Origin of the sequence: Micromonospora sp. NPDC005707 (genome assembly GCF_040631005.1) — a bacterium.
In the GTDB taxonomy this organism is placed as follows: Bacteria; Actinomycetota; Actinomycetes; order Mycobacteriales; family Micromonosporaceae; genus Micromonospora.
Map to the genome: position 1 here is coordinate 22877 of NZ_JBEXYR010000014.1, position 21427 is coordinate 44303.

General features: G+C 72.3%; 19 protein-coding genes and 1 other RNA gene. 5 read left to right on the plus strand and 15 right to left on the minus strand.

Features of this window, described 5'->3' with window-relative positions; genetic code table 11:
* Nucleotides 1–7 precede the first annotated feature (7 nt).
* The 9 genes from ABZ452_RS24940 to pruA form a co-directional block, all read right to left on the minus strand.
* Nucleotides 8–460, minus strand: coding sequence for a hypothetical protein (locus tag ABZ452_RS24940; RefSeq protein WP_357947388.1), 453 nt, complete (start codon nt 458–460; stop codon nt 8–10).
* 117 nt (nt 461–577) lie between these two features.
* Nucleotides 578–1240: a hypothetical protein gene (locus tag ABZ452_RS24945; RefSeq protein WP_357947391.1), complete on the minus strand. Its 663-nt coding sequence runs from the start codon at nt 1238–1240 to the stop codon at nt 578–580.
* Nucleotides 1241–1337: 97 nt separating this feature from the next.
* Nucleotides 1338–1713, minus strand: a transfer-messenger RNA (tmRNA) gene (gene ssrA, locus ABZ452_RS24950).
* Between the two features lie 103 nt (nt 1714–1816).
* Entirely contained in the window at nt 1817–2296 is a 480-nt protein-coding gene (smpB, locus tag ABZ452_RS24955) for an SsrA-binding protein SmpB (RefSeq protein WP_357947394.1), read from the minus strand.
* A gap of 112 nt (nt 2297–2408) precedes the next feature.
* Nucleotides 2409–3284: a permease-like cell division protein FtsX gene (gene ftsX / locus ABZ452_RS24960; RefSeq protein WP_357947397.1), complete on the minus strand. Its 876-nt coding sequence runs from the start codon at nt 3282–3284 to the stop codon at nt 2409–2411.
* Between the two features lie 65 nt (nt 3285–3349).
* Nucleotides 3350–4030, minus strand: a complete 681-nt coding sequence (gene ftsE, locus ABZ452_RS24965) for a cell division ATP-binding protein FtsE (protein ID WP_091259988.1) — start codon at nt 4028–4030, stop codon at nt 3350–3352.
* Nucleotides 4031–4148: 118 nt separating this feature from the next.
* Nucleotides 4149–5270: a peptide chain release factor 2 gene (gene prfB, locus ABZ452_RS24970; RefSeq protein ID WP_357947401.1), complete on the minus strand. Its 1122-nt coding sequence runs from the start codon at nt 5268–5270 to the stop codon at nt 4149–4151.
* 100 nt (nt 5271–5370) lie between these two features.
* Nucleotides 5371–5886, minus strand: coding sequence for a PadR family transcriptional regulator (locus tag ABZ452_RS24975; protein WP_357947404.1), 516 nt, complete (start codon nt 5884–5886; stop codon nt 5371–5373).
* 176 nt (nt 5887–6062) lie between these two features.
* Nucleotides 6063–7691: an L-glutamate gamma-semialdehyde dehydrogenase gene (pruA, locus tag ABZ452_RS24980; protein ID WP_357947407.1), complete on the minus strand. Its 1629-nt coding sequence runs from the start codon at nt 7689–7691 to the stop codon at nt 6063–6065.
* Nucleotides 7692–8108: 417 nt separating this feature from the next.
* On the opposite strand from pruA, the gene ABZ452_RS24985 reads away from it, so the two are divergent.
* Nucleotides 8109–9128 (plus strand): hypothetical protein, encoded by a 1020-nt coding sequence (locus ABZ452_RS24985; RefSeq protein WP_357947410.1) that lies wholly within the window; start codon nt 8109–8111, stop codon nt 9126–9128.
* Nucleotides 9129–9140: 12 nt separating this feature from the next.
* Here ABZ452_RS24985 and ABZ452_RS24990 read toward each other — a convergent pair whose 3' ends face one another.
* A complete protein-coding gene (locus tag ABZ452_RS24990; RefSeq protein WP_357947413.1) occupies nt 9141–9650 on the minus strand; it encodes a hypothetical protein in 510 nt (169 codons plus the stop codon).
* 209 nt (nt 9651–9859) lie between these two features.
* On the opposite strand from ABZ452_RS24990, the gene ABZ452_RS24995 reads away from it, so the two are divergent.
* Both ABZ452_RS24995 and ABZ452_RS25000 read left to right on the plus strand, forming a co-directional pair.
* Complete coding sequence (locus tag ABZ452_RS24995) at nt 9860–10087, plus strand: helix-turn-helix domain-containing protein (protein WP_355053957.1); 228 nt, start codon at nt 9860–9862, stop codon at nt 10085–10087.
* A gap of 101 nt (nt 10088–10188) precedes the next feature.
* The gene (locus tag ABZ452_RS25000) at nt 10189–10788 is read left to right on the plus strand and encodes an Rv3235 family protein (protein ID WP_357947416.1); all 600 of its coding nucleotides are present in this window, start codon (nt 10189–10191) and stop codon (nt 10786–10788) included.
* Nucleotides 10789–10869: 81 nt separating this feature from the next.
* Here ABZ452_RS25000 and secA read toward each other — a convergent pair whose 3' ends face one another.
* Nucleotides 10870–13776, minus strand: coding sequence for a preprotein translocase subunit SecA (gene secA, locus ABZ452_RS25005; protein ID WP_357947419.1), 2907 nt, complete (start codon nt 13774–13776; stop codon nt 10870–10872).
* A gap of 160 nt (nt 13777–13936) precedes the next feature.
* Here secA and ABZ452_RS25010 point away from each other — a divergent pair, with 160 nt between their 5' ends.
* Nucleotides 13937–15103 (plus strand): GNAT family N-acetyltransferase, encoded by a 1167-nt coding sequence (locus ABZ452_RS25010; protein ID WP_357947422.1) that lies wholly within the window; start codon nt 13937–13939, stop codon nt 15101–15103.
* Nucleotides 15100–16206 (plus strand): GNAT family N-acetyltransferase, encoded by a 1107-nt coding sequence (locus ABZ452_RS25015; RefSeq protein WP_357947425.1) that lies wholly within the window; start codon nt 15100–15102, stop codon nt 16204–16206. Before ABZ452_RS25010 ends, ABZ452_RS25015 begins: the two co-directional genes overlap by 4 nt.
* Before the next feature lie 58 nt (nt 16207–16264).
* On the opposite strand, the gene raiA is transcribed toward ABZ452_RS25015, so the two are convergent.
* The 4 genes from raiA to mtrB all read right to left on the minus strand — a co-directional run bounded on the left by raiA (nt 16265) and on the right by mtrB (nt 21426).
* Complete coding sequence (raiA, locus tag ABZ452_RS25020; protein ID WP_357947429.1) at nt 16265–16912, minus strand: ribosome-associated translation inhibitor RaiA; 648 nt, start codon at nt 16910–16912, stop codon at nt 16265–16267.
* Between the two features lie 251 nt (nt 16913–17163).
* Entirely contained in the window at nt 17164–17859 is a 696-nt protein-coding gene (locus ABZ452_RS25025; RefSeq protein ID WP_357947432.1) for a ComF family protein, read from the minus strand.
* 7 nt (nt 17860–17866) lie between these two features.
* Nucleotides 17867–19666 carry an LpqB family beta-propeller domain-containing protein gene (locus ABZ452_RS25030; protein WP_357947435.1) on the minus strand — a complete coding sequence of 600 codons (1800 nt, stop codon included), beginning with the start codon at nt 19664–19666 and terminating at the stop codon, nt 17867–17869.
* Nucleotides 19663–21426 carry an MtrAB system histidine kinase MtrB gene (gene mtrB / locus ABZ452_RS25035; protein WP_357947768.1) on the minus strand — a complete coding sequence of 588 codons (1764 nt, stop codon included), beginning with the start codon at nt 21424–21426 and terminating at the stop codon, nt 19663–19665. Before mtrB ends, ABZ452_RS25030 begins: the two co-directional genes overlap by 4 nt.
* Nucleotide 21427 lies beyond the last annotated feature (1 nt).

Consider the following 21427-nt stretch of genomic DNA (forward strand, 5'->3'; position numbering starts at 1 on the left):
CGCCGGGTCAGTCCTCCCCGCCCAGGTCGGCCTGGTATGCCTCCCAGAGCAGGTCCGCGCCGCGCTGCCGGTGCCGGTCGAGCGCCCGCAGCAGGTTCCGGACCTGCTCCCGCAGGTCCTCGGCCGGCACCGAGGGGAGCCGCACCGCGTGCTGGAGCGCGGCGATGGCCGCCGCGATGGCGGCGTGCTCGCCCGCCAGCAGGCGTACGCCCCGGTCCAGCCGGGGGGCCTGGTGGAGCAGTTCGGCGTAGAGGCCGGCCGGCCCCTCGGTGAGCCGGACGTGCTCGGCGAAGCCGGACCGGACCGGGCCGAGCCGGCCGACCAGGTGTTCCCGCCAGCGCGGCTCCGCGGGCGCCGTGGCGAGCGCCCGGGTGAGGCCACGCAGGTCGCCGGGAAGGGCGGGCCGGGGGCGGGGCACGGCGGTCGCCGTGGACGGCTGCTGGATCGGATTGGTGACCATGGCACCTCCCGCGCTGCTGCGCTACCGCGTACAGCGATGGTGAACCCGGGTTCCCGAGCTGTCCAGGAGGGGTGGGGGCCTCATCTGCCCCATCCGCCCCACCCGTCACAATGGCCTCTACAGCCCCAGCGGATCAGCCGCCATGGCACGAAGGCGGTCGGCGAGGGCGTGCGCGTCGGCGTCCCGGCCCTGGTCCGGCCGGCCCGCGGTCATCGCCTCGGCGAGCGCCCGCAGCTCGTACGGGGGCAGGTTGCCCAGCCCCGGGCCCTGCAACGGGATGGTGACCCGCCGGCCGGTGTCCCGGTCCCGGGCGATCAGGCTGGGCACCCGCACCACGCCGTCGTCGCCGACCCGGTGGGCGATCGTGCCGCCGCGCACCTCGGCGGCGGCCAGGTCGACGGTACGGGTGCCGAGCGCGCCGCGGACCGACGCCCGGGTCCCGTCCAGCCAGGCGGCCGTGCGCAGCACCCGCAGCACCAGGTAGAGCCCCAGCAGCACGAACGGGAGCCCGCAGAGGCCGGCGTAGCGCAGCGGCGTGGGCGCGGCGGTGGCGCCGTCGTGCAGGTCGGGCGGGAGCAGCTCGGGCGGCAGGTCCCGGACGTCGTCGTACGAGGGGACCGGGTCTCCGAAGCCGGTGACCCGGCGCAGCAGGCCCTCGGCGACCAGCGGCAGCAGCACGAAGGCCGCGCCGAAGGCGGTGAACAGGGCACCCACCACGACGGCCATCGCCCGTTGGCCGGAGGCCGCGCCGACGGAGAGTCGGATCCGCTCGTTCGTCACAGCCGGAGCCTAGAGCGCCGGCGCCACCGGCCCGGCAACCCGGGTCCGGAGACGACTGTGCGCCCCGGTCCGGGTGGACCGGGGCGCACAGGTCAGGTGGTGGAGGTGCCGGGAATCGAACCCGGGTCCTTCGCCGCCTTGTCAGGGCTTCTCCGAGCGCAGCTCGCTGTGCCTCTACTCGGCCCCTCCGATCACGCGAGCGAGTCGGTGTGACGGGCCCAGTCGCTGATTGATCTCGCCGCACGGACCCCGCGACCGGGTCCGGTTGGCCAGCCTTCTAGCTGATGCCGGCTAACTGGGTCGAAGGCGCTCCCAGGCCGACAGACTTGCTACTCGCCTCAGGCGGCGAGAGCGAAGTCAGCGCGATTGTTCTTGGCGCTTATTGGTTTCCGACGAACGATTCTCGAGACGACGTCGGCTTCCTCGGCTCGCTTCCCCTGCCGCAACGTACGAAGTCGAAACCAGTCACCCCCTCGACGGGCTGCCCCTGTCGGCAGCAACACCAAGCCTAACGCCTGGCGCAACCGGATTCATTCCGAGGTCGGCCGGAAGCCGACACCCGGACAAACCGAAGTTTCACTCAGTCATGCCCTTGCCGCGCCGGCCCACCACCCGGGCGATCTCCCGGTCGGCGTCCCGCTTGGCCAGGTCCTGGCGCTTGTCGTAGGACTTCTTACCCCGGGCCAGGCCGATCTCCACCTTCGCCCAGCCGTCGGAGAAGTAGACCTGCAGCGGCACCATGGTGAGACCGCTCTCCCTGGTCTTGCCGACCAGCCGGTCGATCTCCAGCCGTTTGAGCAGCAGCTTCCGGGTCCGCCGGGGCTCGTGGTTGGTCCAGGTGCCCTGGGTGTACTCCGGGATGTGCATGCCGTGCAGGTAGAGCTCACCGTCGCGCTCCTGGGCGAACGCGTCGACCAGCGACGCCCGCCCGGCCCGCAGCGACTTGACCTCGGTGCCGGTCAGCGACATGCCCGCCTCGTAGGTGTCGAGGATGGCGTAGTCGTGCCGCGCCTTCTTGTTGGAGGCGACCACCTTGCGACCCTTTTCCCGTGGCATCGGCGCCACCTCCCTTCCGCTCGCGGAGCGCGGATCATGCTACCGGAAACACAAGGACCCTCCCGCGCGGTTTATTCCGCGCGGGAGGGCCCTCGGAGAGCCGTACCGGTAACTAGACCCGCAGGTAGAAGCGGAGCGTGACCCAGGCGGTGACCGCGCTGACCACGCCACCGACGGCGGCCATCAGCGGGAACGTCAGGAAGATGTCGGACCAGGAGATCGGGGTGATGAGGCCCTCCAGGGCCGACATCGAACTCCCCGCCGCCAGCGTCTTCAAGGCGATCAACGCGATGAGGCCGAGGATCGAGCCGATCAGACCGGCGACCACCGCCTCCAGCACGAACGGCGCCTGGATGAACCAGTTGGAGGCGCCGACCAGCTTCATGACCGCGACCTCACGCCGCTTGCTGTACGCGGCCACCTGGATGGTGTTCGCGACCAGCAGGAGGGCGGCGACCGCCATGACGATCGCGATGGCCAGCGCGCCGTTCTGGAAGCCGGTGAGCACGCCGAAGACCTTGTCGAGGAGTTTGCTCTGGTCGACGATCGTGTCGATGCCCTCGGAGGTCTTGTACTCGTCGTAGATCTTCTTGTACTGCTCCGGGTTGACCAGCGTGAGCCGGAACGACTCGGGGAGCTGGTCGGGCTTGACCGCGTTGACCAGGTCGGGCGCGTCGGCGTACATCTGCTGGAAGCGCTTGTACGCCTCGTCCTTGTTGACGTACGTGACGTCCTTGATCATCGGGTCGGCCTTGAGCTTGGTCTCCAGGTCGGTCCGCTGCTGCTCGTTGGCGTCGGACTTCAGGAAGATCGAGACCTGGACGTTCTCGTAGTAGAGGTCCTTCATGTCGCCGACCTTCTGGTACAGAAGGCCGCTGCCGCCCAACATGAACAGCGACACCGCCATGGTGATGATCATGGCGAGAGTCATGGTGACGTTGCGCCACAGTCCGACCAGTACCTCGGACAGGACGTATTTCATCCGCATCGGGAAATTCCTCCGGCTCTCCGGCGTGAGGTGTTCGTCGTCAGGGGCTGCGGGTCGTCAGCGGCTCAGCCGTAGACGCCGCGGGCCTGGTCGCGCACGATGCGGCCGCTCTCGATCTCGATGACACGGCGGCGCATCTGGTTCACGATGTTGGAGTCGTGCGTGACCATCACGACGGTCGTGCCGGTGCGGTTGATCCGGTCCAGCAGGCGCATGATCTCGATCGAGGTGTCCGGGTCCAGGTTTCCGGTGGGCTCGTCCGCCAGCAGGATCAGCGGCCGGTTCACGAACGCCCGGGCCACCGCGACACGCTGCTGCTCACCACCGGAGAGCTCGTGGGGGTAGCGGTGCTCCTTCCCACCGAGACCGACCAGCTCCAGCACCTCCGGAACGACCCGGCGGGCAACCGCCTTGGTCTTGCCGATCACCTCCAACGCGAACGCCACGTTCTCGTAGGCGGTGCGGTTCGGCAGGAGCCGGAAGTCCTGGAAGACACAGCCGATGGAACGCCGGAAGTGGGGTCGCTTCCAGGAACGCATCGACGTGACGTCCTTGCCGTTGACGATGACCCGCCCCTTGTTGGGGGTGACCTCGTGCAGCAGCATCTTGATGATCGTGGACTTGCCGGAGCCGGATGGACCGATGAAGAAGACGAACTCGCCCTTCTCGATCGAGACGGACACGTTGTCGAGCGAAGGCCGGGACGCCTTCGGGTACGTCTTCGTCACTTGCTCAAGCTGAATCACGGGTCGAGAGTCTACGCGGTGTAACCGGAGAGCCAAGCCCCCCGCCCCTCCGAAGCGAGTCGCGTCATCGATTCAGCCGGTCAGAAAGAGATCGATGACGCGCTGCGTTCGAGATCGATCACGCACCGTCAGCGGAGATCTGCTGCTGCTTCCGCCAGCGGATACCCGCCTCGATGAAGCTGTCCAGCTCGCCGTCGAAGACCGCGGACGGATTGCCCGTCTCCTGCTCGGTCCGCAGATCCTTCACCATCTGATAAGGGTGCAGAACGTACGAGCGCATCTGGTCGCCCCAGGAGCCGGCGGCGTCGGTCTTCAGGCCCTGCATCTTGGCCTGCTCCTCCTGCCGCTTGCGCTCCAGCAGCCGGGCCTGGAGCACCCGCAGCGCGGACGCCTTGTTCTGCAGCTGGGACTTCTCGTTCTGGCAGGTGACCACGATGCCGGTCGGGATGTGGGTGATCCGCACCGCCGAGTCGGTGGTGTTGACGCTCTGCCCGCCCGGGCCGGAGGAGCGGTAGACGTCGATCCGCATCTCGTTCTCGGGGATGTCGATGTGGTCGGTCTGTTCCACCACCGGCAGCACCTCGACCCCGGCGAAGCTGGTCTGCCGGCGGCCCTGGTTGTCGAACGGGCTGATCCGGACCAGCCGGTGGGTGCCGGACTCCACGCTCAGCGTGCCGAACGCGTAGGGCACCTTGACCGTGAAGGTGGCGGACTTGAGGCCCGCCTCCTCGGCGTACGAGGTCTCGTAGACCTCCGTCGGGTAGCCGTGCCGCTCGGCCCAGCGCAGGTACATGCGGAGCAGCATCTCGGCGAAGTCCGCCGCGTCCACGCCGCCGGCGCCGGCCCGGATGGCGACCAGCGCCTCCCGGGAGTCGTACTCGCCGGAGAGCAGGGTGCGGACCTCCATCTCCTGGATGGCCTTGGTCAGCCCGGTGATCTCCGCCTCGACCTCGGCGAGGGCGCCGGGGTCGGACTCGTCCTGGGCCAGCTCCAGCAGCACCCCCGCGTCGTCGAGCCCGGAGCGGAGACTGCCGAGCTTGGAGATCTCGCCGTTGACGTACGACAGCTGCGACGTCACCTGCTGCGCCTTGGCCTGGTCGTCCCACAGGTCCGGCGCGGAGGCCTCCTGCTCCAGGCGGGCCTTCTGCTCGCGCAGCTTGTCGAGGTCGAGCACGGCCTCGATGTTGCGCAGGGTGGCGTCGAGTTCCTTGAGCTGTTCGGCGTAATCGGCAGCGGTCACGACAGACAAGCCTACTGCGCGTGCGAGGAGTGAGCTTGCGAGCCCCGCAGTGACGCGCGAAAAGTCGCGCTGCCTACGTCGCCCGAGCTGCGGCAGGTGGTCAGCCGACCGGGGCGCTCTTGAGCCAGGACAGCGCCGCCCGGTGGTAGGCGACGGCGAACTCCAGCGCGCTGGCGTCGTAGTCGTCGCCTTCCTTCTTGGCGTTCTTGACCTGCTCGCGCACCGCCGCCAGGGCCTCGGTGTGGTACTCGTTCGCCGACGCGTAGAGGTTCTTGAGCTGGCTCGCCGAGTGCAGGTTGCCGAAGGCGATCCGTAGCGCTATCGGGTTACGGATGGTGTCCCGGCCCGGGTTCTCCGTGAGCCAGCGGGAGAATGTCCGTTTTCCGGCCGCCGTGATCGCATACGGCTGGCTCAACCGCGGCCCGGGCTTGCCGAGCCGCACCAGACCCTTCTCGGCCAGGACCGGAAGCTCGCGGTAGACCTGGCTGCGGGTCATCGACCAGTACGGCGCCAGCCGGCGCTCGGCGGCGGCCATCAGTTGGCCGCCTGTCATCGGGCCGTCGTGCAGCAGGCCCAGCAGGGCCGCCGCCGTCGGGTTGACTCCGGATTCCGCCATGCCCTCTAAGCTGCCACTTTGTCGGACCTGGCGTCCAGGATTTGCCGTTTTCGCCACCCGTTGGGTCGTCCGATGTGCACTGTCGGCCGACGACAGTCCGCCGGGGACGTCCGGACCCTCCCCCGCCCGGCCGGTCGCCGGTGACGCTGGGTGCGCCACCGGCGACCGCGCGCAGGTCAGCCCATGTGCGGGTAGCCGTGCTCGGTCGGCGGCACGAAGGTCTCCTTGATCGTCCGCGGCGAGGTCCAGCGGACGAGGTTGTGCCAGGAGCCGGCCTTGTCGTTGGTGCCGCTGGCCCGGGCGCCGCCGAACGGCTGCTGCCCGACCACCGCGCCGGTCGGCTTGTCGTTGATGTAGAAGTTGCCGGCCGCGTACCGCATCTTCTCGGCCACCTGGTCGACCACCCGGCGGTCGGTCGCGAAGATCGACCCGGTCAGCGCGTACGGCGCGATCGACTCGGCCTGGTGGACCACCTCGTCGAAGCGGGCGTCGTCGAAGACGTGCACGCCGAGGATCGGGCCGAAGTACTCGGTGGTGAACGTCTCGTGCGCGGCGTCCGAGCACTCGAAGAGCGTCGGCCGGACGAAGTAGCCGACCGAGTCGTCGGCGGTCCCGCCGGCCAGGATCTTGCAGCTGTCGTCGCCCTTGATCAGCTCCAGCGCGGCGGCGTGCCGGCCGAACGCCTTGTCGTCGATCACCGCCCCGCCGAAGTTGCTGAAGTCGGTGACGTCGCCGTAGGTGAGCGAGTCGGCGGTGGCGGCCAGCCGGTCGCGCAGCCCGCCCTCCCACATGGACCGGGGGATGTACGCCCGGGAGGCGGCCGAGCACTTCTGGCCCTGGTACTCGTAGGCGCCCCGGATCAGCGCGGTGTGCAGGGCGTCCACGTCGGCGCTGGTGTGCGCGACCACGAAGTCCTTGCCGCCGGTCTCGCCGACCAGCCGCGGGTAGCCCCGGTAGCGGGCGATGTTGTCGCCGACCGTCTTCCACAGGTGCTGGAAGACCTTGGTGGAGCCGGTGAAGTGGATGCCGGCCAGGTCGGGGTCGGCGAGCACGACGTCGGAGACCTCCTCGCCGCGCCCCGTGACCATGTTGATCACGCCGGGCGGCAGGCCGGCCGCCTCGAACAGCCGCATGGTGAAGTGGGCGGCGAACTGCTGGGTCGGGCCCGGCTTCCAGACCACGGTGTTGCCGAGCAGCGCCGGGGCCGAGGGCAGGTTGCCGGCGATCGCCGTGAAGTTGAACGGGGTGACCGCGTAGACGAAGCCCTCCAGGGGCCGGTGGTCGAAGCGGTTCCACACGCCCGGTGAGGACATCGGCTGCTCGGCGAGGAGCTTGCGGGCGAAGTAGACGTTGAACCGGAGGAAGTCGATCAGCTCGCACGCCGCGTCGATCTCGGCCTGGACCACCGTCTTCGACTGGCCCAGCATGGTGGCCGCGTTGAGCGTGTCGCGCCAGGGGCCGGAGAGCAGGTCGGCGGCGCGCAGGAAGATCGCGGCGCGCTCCTCGAACGGCAGCGCCCGCCACATCGGCGCGGCGTCCTTGGCGGCCTTGACCGCGGCACGGGCGTCGTCGTGGGTGGCGTGGCCGGTCACGCCGAGCACGTGGGCGTGCCTGTGCGGCTGGACCACGTCGATCGGGTCGCCGGCGGCCATCCGCTGCTCGCCGGCGATGGTCATCGGCAGGTCGATCCGCTCGGCGGCCAGGTCGGTGAGCCGCCGCTGGAGCCGCTCCCGCTCGGCGCTGCCGGGCTCGTAGGTGTGGACCGGCTCGTTGCGCGGCTCGGGTACGGAGAACACGGCGTCCATCACAGGCTCCTGTGCGATCTCGACGGCGGTGGCGAAACCGGACCCGCGGGCGGCCGGCCGGGTGGCCGGGCCGCCGGGCGCCGCGCGCGGGGTATCGGTCGCGGCGGCGGGACCTCGGCCAATTCTTCCATGCGGAGGGGCCGGCCCCGCCTCCACCGCCCCGGTTCGGGCCGCCTCGGCCGGCGCACCCGGACGCAACCCCGCACACCGGACCGTAGGCGACAAGCCGCCCGCCCCGATGAATCCTCGGCCCATTCCGACGCTCGCCTGCGATCCGTCACCGTGCGCCCGGCGCGCCCAGGATCGACAACGCCGGCCCGCCGGGCCGGGAGGGGTACCCGGCGGGCCGCGTACCCTGGATGACCGGTGACCTGCCCGGCCGTCGCGGCCGATCCGGCGTCCGTCGAGAGGGAGACGATGAGCAAGCAGCCCGGCAGCTCCACGGCCGCGGAGCCGGACCAGCCCGCCACCGAGCGGACGGTCACGCCGGCCGGATCCCCCTCGGACGGCACCGCCGGGGCCACGCCCGCGGGCGGCCGCCTCGCACCCGCGCCCGGCGCCCTGGTGCTGGCCGTGCTGTCGCTCGGCTGGCTGGCCGCCATGCTCTGGTCCACCCGGGCGGCGATCACCTCGGCCGCGGCCGGGGTCACCGCACTCAGCCTCTCCGCGTACGCCCTGCCCGGCGTGATCACGGCCGCGCTGGTCGCCGGCGCCGCGGTCGCCCTGGCGGCGACCAACCGGCTGGACCGGGCCACCCTGCGCTTCCTCGTCGCCGTCGGCGCCGGCCTGCTGGTCGGGCTCGCCGCCGCGGTCGCCGTCAACCTGACGTACGCCGACAACGCGACCACCAACACCATCGCCGGCACCACCGCCGCCGCCGCGATCATCGGTGGGGCGGCGGCCGGGGCGCGCAACGCCCGGGTGGTCGGCGCGGTCGGCGCCGCCACGCTGGGCGCGCAGGTCTTCGTGGTGCTGTTCAGCCGTGCCCGGGACCCGCTCTCCGACCTGTTCGGCGCCGGGGACACCCAGCAGTCGATGCTCGACGCCGCGAAGTGGGTCTCCCGGACCGAGTCCCTGCTCGCCGGGCTGATCGCCGGCCTGGTGGCGTACCTCTACCTGGCCTGGGCCCGCCGCCGCGCCGAGCGCCGGGACGGCACCGTCGCGGAGCTGCGCTGGCCCGCGTACCTCGTGGCCGGGGCGGGCGCGGGCCTGCTCCTGCTGCTCACCGAGGTGATCATCCGGGTCGGCGGGCGCGGGCTGCTCGACCTGGCCGCCGCGCTCAGCGAGGCGGACCAGGTGGCGCAGACGGCGCTCGGCACCTCGCGGGTGGACAACGGCATCTGGGTGCTGTTCGTGGGGGCGCTCACCGCGCTCGTCCTGTTCGGCCGCACCCTCGGCCCGCGCGCCGTGGAGGACGAGGACGAGTCCGGCTCCTGAGGCCCGGGGGCGTCAGGAGGCCTGGCGCAGCAGCAGGTCCAGCTCGGTCACGTCGTACCACTCCAGCTCGTGGTCCTCGGCCCCGTCGACGGTGAACTGGGCGTCCGGGTCACCGGCCTGCGCCTCGGCCACCACCTCGGCGGCGGCGGCTACGTCGTCGACCGCGTCGCCGCCGTCCACGTGGATGGCGGCGACGGACTTCACCGGCACCGGCCCGGCGAGCCGGACCACGCTGGAGCCCAGCTCGCCGCCGACCCGGCCGACCGCTCGGGCCGGCAGGTCCACCGAGACGACGACCCGCCGGCGGGGCGCGGCCGGATCGGCCCGGAGCAGCAGCAGGGCTTCCTGGGCGGCCCGGGTGAAGGCCACGTACTCCAGTTCCTCCTCGTCGCCCTCGGCGTACCACTCCCGCAGCTCCGGGGTGACCGCGTGCGCCTCCTCGCCGGCGAGGCCCTCCTCGCGCAGCCGGGCCAGCATGGGGACGGTCGCCGGCACGTACACCCGGACAAGCTCGTCGGTCACCGGTCTCTCCCCGCCCTCAGGCCGCCGGCCGGCGGACGCCGGCTCCGGGCGCCGATCATGCCGTACGCCGTGACCGTCATACACCCGGCACCCGCCGCGGAGAAGTTCCACGCCGGTGTGTCCCCCGGTCGGATTCGCTGCGCCGGGCCTGGGGCGATCCGGCCCGTGATGGCAAACTGAAGCAAACGTAGCCAACCCCGGGAGTCACCGTGGAGCCGAGGTTCCTGCTGCTGTCCGACGTGGCCGCCGAGCTGAACGTCTCGGACTCGCAGGTCTACCACATGGTGCGCAGCGGAGAGCTGCCCGCCATCAAGATCGGCGGCCGGGGGCAGTGGCGCGTGGAGCGCGCCCAACTGGAGGAGTACATCCAGCGGAAGTACGCCGAGACCGCCGAGTGGGTACGCGGCAACCCGCTCACCGATCGCGACGTGGAGTAACCGCCGGATGGCACACCGGCATTGACGGCGGGCGTTGCCTGCCCGAGAATGAGGAACTATCGGAGGCAAACGAAGGCAAACGCAACGAACAGGGGTTGAGGATGGTCGACACCCGCCGCCCGTCGGCACCGCGTCCCCCCGTCCGGCTCCGCCCCGCGCCGCCGCTCGATCCGCCCTGCACCGACCAGGACCCGTCCTGGGGCGACACCTGGGGCCACGTGGACCAGCTCGCCCTCGACCTCTTCGACCCGCGCCGCCGGGATCCCGACCGCCCCGCCGGCCGGGGCGCCGACGTCCGGCCGGTGCCGGCCGGGCCGGGGCGCCCGGCCGGTCCTCCGCCGGCCGCCCTGGTGACCGCGACCCCCGAGGCGGCCCGGGCGGCGCACCGGTTCGTCCGCACCTTCCTGGAGATCGTCAACGGCTACCGCCCACCCGGGCAGCTCCGCCCGCTGTGCCTACCCGAGGCCGCCGCCCGGGTGACCGCCGAGCTGAGCCGCGCCGCCCGCCGGGTCGGCCCCGCACGCCGCCGCACCGGCCGGCCGGTCCTCCACCTCCGCCGGCTGCGGGTCTGCGAACCCCGGACCGGCGCGGTCGAGGCCGCCGCCGTCCTCGCCGGCGCCGGTGGCGCGAGCTGGGCCGTCGCCCTGCGCCTGGAACACCGCCGCGGCACCTGGCTCTGCACCGTCCTCGACGCCCTCTGATCCCTGCCCGCCCCGTTGGGGTGCAGACGGCGACGGGCCCCGGCCGGTGGCCGGGGCCCGTCGGGGCTGCTGCGGAGCGGGTCAGTTGCCGCCGTTGGGGGCGCCGTGGCAGCGCTTGTACTTGCGGCCGGAGCCGCACGGGCAGGGCGCGTTGCGGGACGGGCCCTCGCCGGCGCCGTCGACCTGGCCGGGCGCGGCCCGCCGGGCCGTGCTCGCCGCGACCGCCTGGCCGCTCATCCCGGCCGTCGACCGGCGCGGGGTGGAGGCGGCGGGACGCTCCGACGTCTCGGGGCGGCCGATGCCGAGCGCCGGCGCCTGCTCCTCGGCGCGCTCGAGCACCGGCGCGCCACGGCCGGCCTCGCCGTCGACCGAGGGCGCCGAATACTGCAGGCCCTGCTGCTGCGGGGTGCGGTTGAGACCCTTGGCCCGGATCTCCACCGGCTTCTCCAGCAGCTCCACCTCCTCGGCCTCCGGCGCGGGCTCCTCGACCTGCACCTCGAGGTTGTAGAGGAAGCCGACCGTCTCCTCCTTGATGCCGTCCATCATGGTGGCGAACATGTCGAAGCCCTCGCGCTGGTACTCGATGACCGGGTCGCGCTGGGCGTACGCCCGCAGGCTGATGCCCTCCTGGAGGTAGTCCATCTCGTAGAGGTGCTCGCGCCACTTGCGGTCGATCACCTGGAGCAGGACCATCCGCTCGAGCTGGCGGACGGCTTCCTCGCCGAGCTGCTCCTCGCGCCGGTCGTACGCGGCGTTCGCGTCCTCCTTGAGGCGGGCGAGCAGGAAGTCCTGGTCGAGGCCGGCCCGGGAGCCCACCTCCTCCTCCAGCTCGTCGACGGTGATGCCCACCGGGTAGAGCTGCTTGAGGTTGGACCAGAGCTGCTCGAGGTCCCAGTCCTCGGCGTAGCCGTCGCTCGTGGCGCCCACCACGTACGCGCCGACCACATCGTCGATCATGTTGCGGACCTGCTCGGAGAGGTCCTCGCCGTTGAGCACCCGGAGGCGCTCGGCGTAGATCACCTGGCGCTGCTTGTTGAGCACCTCGTCGTACTTGAGGACGTTCTTCCGGATCTCGGCGTTCTGGCCCTCGATCTGGGCCTGCGCGCTCTTGATCTGGCGGGTGACCATCTTCGACTCGATGGGCACGTCCTCCGGGATGTTGAAGCGGTCCATCACCGCCTCGACGGCACCGGCCCGGAAGCGCTTCATCAGGTCGTCCTGCAGCGAGAGGTAGAACCGGGACTCGCCCGGGTCACCCTGCCGGCCGGCGCGACCACGCAGCTGGTTGTCGATCCGACGCGACTCGTGCCGCTCGGTGCCCAGCACGTAGAGGCCACCGGCGGCGGCCACCTCCTCCGCCTCGGCGTCGCAGGCCTGCTTCCACGTGGGCAGGACCTCCTCCATGGCCTTGGCGTACTCCTCGGGCTGCTCGACCGGGTCGAGGCCGCGCTGGCGCAGCTCGTTGGCCGCGAGGAACTCGGCGTTGCCGCCGAGCAGGATGTCCGTGCCGCGGCCGGCCATGTTGGTGGCCACGGTGACCGCGCCCTTGCGCCCGGCCTGGGCGACGATCTCCGCCTCCTTGGCGTGGAACTTGGCGTTCAGCACCGAGTGCGGGATGCCCCGGCGGCGCAGCATGTGGGAGAGGATCTCGGAGTTCTCCACCGAGACCGTGCCGACCAGCACCGGCTGGCCCTGCTCGTGCCGCTCGGCGATGTCCTCGACCACGGCGTTGAACTTGGCCTTCTCGGTCTTGTAGATGACGTCCGCCCGGTCGAGGCGGACCATCGGCCGGTGCGTCGGGATGGTCACGACGCCGACCTTGTAGACCTTGTTGAACTCGCTCGCCTCGGTCTGGGCCGTGCCGGTCATGCCGGACAGCTTCTCGTAGAGGCGGAAGTAGTTCTGGAGGGTGATGGTGGCCAGGGTCTGGTTCTCCTGCTTGATCTCCACCCCCTCCTTGGCCTCGATCGCCTGGTGCATGCCCTCGTTGTAGCGGCGGCCGTGCAGGATGCGGCCGGTGAACTCGTCGACGATGAGGACCTCGCCGTCGCTGACGATGTAGTCCTTGTCGCGCTTGTAGAGCTCCTTGGCCTTGATCGCGTTGTTCATGTAGCCGACGAGCGGGGTGTTGACCGACTCGTAGAGGTTGTCGATGCCGAGCCGGTCCTCGATCTTGGCGACACCGCGCTCGGTGATGGCGATCGTGCGCTTGGCGTGGTCGACCTCGTAGTCGCCCTCGCCGTCGGTGCCCGGCTGGAGGCGGGCCACCACGGAGGCGAACTCCTGGTACCAGCGGGCGGAGTGCTCGGCCGGGCCGGAGATGATCAACGGGGTCCGCGCCTCGTCGATGAGGATCGAGTCGACCTCGTCGACCACGGCGAAGAAGTGGCCGCGCTGGACCAGCTCCTCCCGCGACCACGCCATGTTGTCGCGCAGGTAGTCGAAGCCGAACTCGTTGTTCGTGCCGTAGGTGATGTCGCACTCGTAGGCCGCGCGGTGCTCGCTGGCCGGCCGGTTGGGCAGCACCACGCCCACGGTGAGGCCGAGGAACTCGTGCACCCGGCCCATCCAGGCGGCGTCGCGCTCGGCCAGGTAGTCGTTCACGGTGATCACGTGCACGCCCTTGCCGGCGAGCGCGTTCAGGTAGACCGGCATGACCGAGGTGAGGGTCTTGCCCTCACCGGTCTTCATCTCGGCGATGTTGCCGAAGTGCAGCGCCGCGCCACCCATCACCTGGACGTCGTAGGGCCGCTGGCCGAGCACGCGGGCGGCGGCCTCCCGGCACACCGCGAACGCCTCGGGCAGCAGGTCGTCGAGGGTTTCACCGTCGGCGAGCCGCTCCCTGAACTGGTCGGTCATGTCCCGCAGCTCGTCGTCGCTGAGGTTGACGTAGTCGTCCTCGATCGAGTTGACGGCGGCGGCGATGGCCTTGAGCCGGCGCACCATACGGCCCGCGCCCGCGCTAAGGACCTTTTCCAGAATCGACACGGATCAACGCTCCCCTAGACAGTCTCGAACCATCGTAGGCGCTCCGGCGCGGCGATGGTCACTGGTGGCGGTGGTCCGGAGCCGCGAACCCGACATAACGCCGAGCGCGGGCGCTGAGCGGCGGTAATCGGGTTACGCCGTCCGCGAACGATCCGGCACGATGGCTCGGGTGGAGCCTGTGGAGATCATCGAGGACGGCCTGCTGCTGCGACCCTGGCGGGCGGAGGACGCCGACGCGGTGTACCGCGCCTGCCAGGATCCGGACATCCAGCGCTGGACCACCGTACCCCGCCCGTACCTGCCCGAACACGCCCTGGGATACGTGACCACGATCAGCGGGACGGCCTGGGCGGACGGCACCGAGGCGCTGTTCGCGGTCTGCGACGCGGCGACCGGTGAGCTGCTCGCCTCCTGCGGCCTGGTCTCCATCGACCGCGGCCTGGACTCCGCCGAGGTGGGCTACTGGACCGCGCCCTGGGCTCGCGGCCGGGGCGTGGCGGTCCGGGCCACCCGGGCGGTCGCCCGCTGGGCGTTCGACGCGCTCAAGCTGCGCCGGGTGATCTGGCAGGCGGAGATCGGCAACCACGGCTCCCGGCTGGTCGCGCTCCGGGCCGGCTTCCGCGTCGAGGGCGAGCTACGGCTGGCCCATCCCTCGGTCGGCGGCCGGCCGGAGGCCTGGATCGGCTCCCTTCTACCGCACGAGCTGGCGGCACCGGGCGAGCCCTTCCGCTACGGCCCGGACACGCTGGAGGCCCGCCGGGCCGCGGTCTTCGGGCGGCCCCAGCCGGTCCTGTTCGCCACCGCGGGCGACACCGAGCTGCGGCTGCGCCCGCTGGAGGAACGCGACATCGACGCGCTCGTGACCACGTGCCGCGACGAGGACACCATCCGCTGGACCACGGTGCCGCACCCCTACCAGCGGGAGCACGCCGAGAGCTTCCTCCGGGACATCGCCGAGGCGGCCTGGGCCCGGGGCACGGGCGCCTCCTACGCGGTCGCCGACGCCGACGACCGGTACGTCGCCTCGGTCGACCTGCGCATCTCCCCCGGGACCCCGCTCGTCGCCGACGTGGGCTTCATGACCGCGCCGCACGCCCGAGGCCGGGGCTACCTGCCGGCCGCGCTGGCCGCGCTCTGCGCCTGGGGCTTCACCACGCTCGGCCTGGCCCGCGTCGAGTGGCGGGCCAACGTCGGCAACACCGCGTCGCGGCGGGCCGCCGAGAAGGCCGGCTTCACCGTCGAGGGCACCCTCCGCGGCGGCGTCCAGCACCGCGGGGAACGGCAGGACGTCTGGATCGGCGGGCTGCTCCCGCAGGACCTGCGGTGACCCCGGAGATCATCGAGGCGTACGGGGTGCGGCTGCGGCGGGACCGGCTCACCGACCTGGCGGACACGGCCGCCGCCTGCGCCGACCCGCTCACCCAGCGGTTCCTGCCCGGCCTGCCCGACCCGTACACCGAGGAGAGCGCCCGGTGGTGGATCACCGAGGGCGCACCGGCGGCCTGGGCCGCCGGCGGCGCGGCGTACGCGATCGCCGACCCGGCCACCGACCGGCTGATCGGCGCGGCCGGCCTCAGCCACCCGGTGGCGGAGCGCGGGCAGGCGGAGATCGGCTTCTGGGTCGCGCCGTGGGCGCGCGGCCGGGGCGTCGCCACGGCCGCCACCCGCGCGCTGGCCGAGGCGGCCTTCGCCGCCGGCATCGTCCGGCTCGAACTGCTCGCCCAGGAGGAGAACGCGGCGAGCCAGCGGGTGGCGCTGGCCGCCGGGTTCCGGCACGAGGGGGTACGCCGGTCGGCCGGCCAGGGTCGGGACGGTCGGCACGACCTCGCCGTCTGGGTACGCCTCGCCGACGACCCGCCCGGGCCGACCGCCCGGCTGCTGCCGGACCTGCCCGAGGGCCGGCTCACCGACGGCGTGGTGACGCTGCGCCGGCTCGGGCCGGCGGACGCCGAGGCGCTGTACCGGCTGCACACGCTGCCGGAGGTGGTGGCGAACCGGGTGCCGCCGGCCCCGCCGACGCGGGAGTCGGTCGAGCGGCGGTGCCGCCGCGCGGAGAGCCACTGGCTGGCCGGCCGCTCGGCCGACCTCGCCGTCCTGGACGCGTCCACCGGCGCCGTGGTGGGCGGCTGCGCGCTCGTGTACGACGAACCGAGCACCGGCCAGGCCATGCTCGGCTACAGCCTGCTGCCCGAGGCGCGCGGTCGGGGGTTGGCCACCCGGGCGGTGGGCCTCGTGGCCGGCTGGGCCTTCGACGCCGGGCTGGCCCGGCTCTGGGCCGGCACCCGGCCGGAGAACATCGCCTCGCAGCGGGTCCTGGAGAAGGCCGGCTTCGGCCGGGAGGGGCTGCTGCGCGGCCGGCTCCCCGGCCCGGACGGGACCCGGGTCGACTCGCTGATCTTCGGCCGGCTGCCCGGCGACCGCACCGGGTGACGGCGGAAGCCGCGGTGGTCGCCCACCACGGCTTCCGGCCGGTGTTCCCGCGGGGTGGTCAGGGTCCGGTGTCGAGCGAGATGATCCCGTAGTCGTAGGCGTGCCGGCGGTAGACAACGCTCGGGCGGCCCGACTCCTTGTCCTGGAACAGGTAGAAGTCGTGGCCGACCAGCTCCATCTGGAACAGCGCGTCGTCGACCGTCATCGGCTCGGCGGGGTGCACCTTCGCCCGCGCGATGTGCCACGGCTGGTCGTCGTGTTCCTCGAAGCTCTCGTCGGGTCGTTCCGCGACGGCGGTGGCGGTCGCGTGCCCGTTCAAGGCCGCCAGGCCGGGCCCCTCCAGGTCGGCGACCGGCAGGTCGGCGGTGGCGGCGGCGACGGAGAGCGGCGCGTGCCGGCCGCGGTGCACGCGGCGGCGGTCGGCCGCCCGGCGGAAGCGGGTGTCCAGCTTGGCTATGGCGGCGTCCAGCGCGCTGTAGAAATCATTCGTGCAGGCCTCGGCCCGGATCACCGGGCCGCGCGTCACGCAGGTGATCTCCACCCGCTGGCAATGATCGGCCTGGCGCGGATTGCGCTCGTGGAACAACTCGACGTCCACGCGAATGAGCTTGTGGTCGTAGCGTTCGATCTTTGCGAGCTTCTCGGCTACGTGCACCCGGTAATGGTCCGGCACTTCGACGTTACGGCCCTTGACCACGATGTCCACGTGACCTCCCTTGTTCGGACGGTCGTTCGGTCCGGATCTTCCGGTCGACGCACCCAGGGAGAACCCCGTTCGGCGTCGACCGATGGTGTACGGCTACGCCTCCTTCCAATGCCGGGGGAAGGTTGGCAACCCTCCTACCCCCGACACGAAAACGCTAACTCCTGTTCGGCCACCAGTCACCCCCAGTTGCCGGGAGAGGCCGCGAAATTTAACAGCTCATACACCATGGGGTGAAACGGAAACACGAAGCGTCACTGATGGTGCCGCTTTTGCGTCGCGGCGAGCACGGCCGCGGCCTTTGGCGTCATTCCCGCGTCGCGCAGGACCCGACTCACGGCGGCCAGCGTGGCCCCCGTCGTGACGATGTCGTCGAGCAGCACCACCGGACCGGCCACCCCGCCGGAGCGGCGCAGCCGGAACGCCGCCTCGGCCGCGGCGGCCCGGCCGGCGCTGTCCAGCGCCACCGAGTCCGGCCGGGGCAGCGCGCGCAGCGGCCGGAGCACGCGTACCGGCCAGCCGGCCGCGCCCAGCCGGGCCGCCGCGTGGCGGGCCAGCCGGTCCAGGTGGTCGCCGTACCGGGCCCGGGCCGCCCGCGCGGTGTCCGGCACCGCCACCAGGGTCACCGGGCCTCGCGCGCCGACCGCCACGGCGATCGCCTCGGCCAGCAGCGCGCCCAGCGGCCGGGCCAGCCCGTGCCGGCCCCGCTCCTTGTACGCCAGCAGCCCGTTCCGCAGCGCGCCCGCGTACGGGCCGAGGGCGACGCAGGGCGGCAGGCCGGCCGGGGCCGGATCGGGCCGGGCCGGCGCGGGGGTGAGCGCCTCCAGGTCGTGCACGCAGCCCGGGCAGAAGCCCTGTCGCAGGCCCGGCACGCGCTCCCCGCAGCCGGCGCACCCGGCCGGCAGCACCAGGTCGGTCAGATCCGACCAGAGTCCGCCCAGGCCCGGCACCGGCGCCTCAGTAGAGGAAGAAGGGTGCGGTCGGGTTGGTCGCCCGGCTGCCCGCCGGCACGTCCAGCACCTGTTCCCGCTTGATGTTGTCGAACGGGTTGTTCCGGTAGGCCGCCTTGTTCGCCTCGTACATGTACGACAGCGACGGCAGCCCGCCGACCGCGCCGCCCGGGTAGGCCGCCAGCTGGGTCACCTCGGCGCCGATGTCCCGCTTCAGCGCGGTCTCCTGGGCGCCGTCGACCGTGATCTGGTGGATCGCCGGCCGCCGGTCCGCCTCGTTGCCGGCGAGGACCAGCTCGTTCTCCGCCAGCCAGTCCACCGCCGTGACGCCGCTGAGCAGGATGGCCAGCCGCTGCGGCGGGCCCACGCCGACCACGCCCCCGTCGACGCTCACCGCGGCCACGTAGAGCTTGCCCCCGCTGACGAGGGCGATCCGGTGCCCGTCGAGGGACCCGGCGACCGCCACGACGGGGCCGGGGACGGCCAGCGGGACCAGGCTCATCTGGGCCGACCCGTCGAACCGGTAGAGCTTGCCGTCCGCGGCCACCAGGCCGGCGGGGTGCCGCCCGTCCAGCGAGCGGAGCCAGGTGGGTCGGCCCAGCGCGGCGTACGAATGCTCGCTGGTGTTGAACACCGTCACCGGGTCCGGGCCGGAGCCGACCTTGAGCCGCTGCCGGCGGTCCGTCCCGGTCACCACCAGCGCGGCCAGCACCTGGTCGTCGGCGCGGGCCAGCGCCGCGGCGACCACGTTCTTGTTGTCCTCGGCGTCCACCGGGACGGCGACTCTCGGTTCGTTGGCGATGGCGAGCGGGCGGATGGCGCCGTCGTAGACGCTGAACCGCGCCGGGCGGTCCCCGGCCGGGTACGCGGCGTGCGCCCTCCGCTCCTCCTGGAGGTCGACGGTCAGCCGCTTCTGGTTCTGGATCTTCAGGTCGAGCTGGCCGTTCAGCTCGGGCAGCGACCAGGCGAGCTGGGTGGCGAGCAGGCCGAGCTTCTTGTCGTCGGCCCCCGGCATGGTGAGGTTGACCTCCCAGTGCCCGTCCGCGCCGGTGGCGTTGTTGATCGGCCGGGTGCCGTCGGGCAGCCCGGTCACCCCCTGGGCCAGCCACTTCGACGGGCCCCCGGCCAGCCACTTCACCACGTCGGTGACCCGCCGCTCGGCCGGCACCGACGAGGGCAGGTAACGCAGGTCGGGCACCAGGCGTGACTGGTCGGAGTTCCAGAAGTAGATGGTGCGGGACCGGTAGTACTCCCGCAGTGCGGTGTCGCTGACCAGCAGCACGTTGGGCACGTTGGTGAGGAGCAGCCCCGGGCCGCCCGCATCCGCTCGGCGCAGCTGGAACTTGTACTCGGTCTCGCTGGCCTCCGGCGGGTCCAGGGCACCGTCGGCGCGCAGCACCCCGACCTGCTGCACCTTGACCGTCACGTCGGTGGTGCCCTGGTTGACGGGCGGCGTGATCACCGGCTTCTCCCGCAGCCGCACCACGGTCAGCTCGATCTCGCTGCTCTGCGGCTTCTCCCGCAGCTGGCCCTTCGCCTCCTGGGCGATGAACTCCTTGGCCCGGGCGTACCCCTGCTCGCGCTCGCCGGCCGCGGCCGCCCGCAGGTAGTTGTCGATGAACGGGCCGGGCTCGCTGCTGTCGCCGGGGGTGGGCGGCCGCGCGGGGCTGCCGTTGAGGGCGCCCGCCTCGGCCGCCGGGCCCGAGCCGTCGACCTGCACCTCGGTCTCGTGCGGGAGCCCGCAGCCGACCAGCCCGGCGGGAAGCAGCACGCCGCCCAGCAACGCGGTCAACAGCCGCCGCCTCATGACGTCACCTCGGCCCGGTCCGCACCCTCCGCCGGCCCGATGGCCAGCGCACCAGCGCCGCTGCCCGGACCGATGGCGAGCGGGCCGCCGTCGCGCGGACCGCCGAAGGGCAGGGTGGCGTCGGCCGGCACCAGCCGCAGCGGCGACGTGGTCAGCCGGTCGCCGGCGCGGGCCGGCAGGGTCAGCCGGAACTGGGCGCCCTGCCCGGGCGCGCCCCACGCCTCCAGCCAACCGCCGTGCAGCCGGGCGTCCTCCAGGCTGATCGAGAGGCCCAGCCCGGTGCCGCCGGTCTGCCGGGCCCGGGACGGGTCGGCCCGCCAGAACCGGTTGAAGACCAGCTTCTCCTCACCCGGCTTGAGCCCGACGCCGTGGTCCCGCACGGTGATGGCCACGGCGCTCTGGTCGACGCCGAGGGTGATCCGCACGGGCTTGGCCTCGCCGTGCTCGACGGCGTTGCCGACCAGGTTGCGCAGCACCCGCTCGACCCGACGCGGGTCGACCTCGGCGATCACCGGGCTGTCCGGCAGGTCCAGCTCGATGGCCACCCCGACCCGCTCGGCCAGCCCGGCCAGCCGCTCGGTCACCCGGTGCACCACCGGCACCAGGTCGGTCGGCTCGCTGTCGAGCATGGCGAAGCCGGCGTCGAAACGGCTGATCTCCAGCAGGTCGGTGAGCAGCTCCTCGAACCGGTCCAGCTCCGCCTGGAGCAGCTCGGCGCTGCGCGCCACCGCCGGGTCGAACTCGTCCCGCTCGGCGAAGATCAGGTCGGCGGCCATCCGGACCGTGGTGAGCGGCGTCCGCAGCTCGTGAGAGACGTCGGAGGTGAACCGCCGTTGCAGCCGGGACATCTCCTCCAGCCGGAGGATCTGCCGCTGCAGGTTGGTCGCCATCTGGTTGAACGAGGCGGCGAGCAGGGCCAGGTCGTCCTCGCCGTTGACCACCATCCGCTGGTCGAGCAGGCCGGCGGAGAGCCGCTGGGCGGTCCGGGCGGCCACCCGCACGGGCGTCACCACCAGGCGGGTGACCAGGGCGGCCAGCAGGCCGAGCAGCAGCACCAGGGCCGCGCCGGTGGCGACCACGGTGGCCCGGGCATCGGCCGCCGTGGCGTCCTGCCGGGACAGGGGTACGAGGTAGTAGAGCTCCAGTTGACCGAACCGGGTGGGCACCGGCGAGCCGTAGACCAGGTATTTGGTGCGCTGGCCGCCGAGCGTGCCGGTGCGGATCTGGTGGGCGACGTTGCCGGCCGCCACCGAGGCGCGCAGCTCCCGGCTGATCATCGGGCGCACCTGCACGTCCGGGGAGGTGCGCGGCTCGATGTTGGTGAAGTTGTCCGCGGTGATCGCCACCACCACGCCGCTCGTCTGCGCCGGGTCACCGCCGGCCAGGTAGTTGACCGTGCCGTCGATGGTGTCCTGGAACTGGGCCTCCTGCGGCTGGCTGTAGAGGCTGAACTGCTTCGAGGCGTAGTCGCTGCCGTTCTGCAGCCGCAGCAGGACGTCGGTCTCGGCGTTCTCCAGCAGGATGTTGGTGAGCTTGTCGGCGATCAGGTACGCGAAACCGCCCACCAGCAGGCTGGACGCCACCAGCGTGATGGTCACCACACGGAGCTGGAGCGACCTCCGCCAGGTCTGGTGCACGCCGGCGGCGAACCGGGCGGTGCGGCCCGCCAGGACACGCCACAGCGCCCGCGCGGCGCGGAGCCGGCGGGGCGCGATGGTCGGCGAGTCGGGGGGCGGGGAGGTCACCACAGTGCTGACCAGG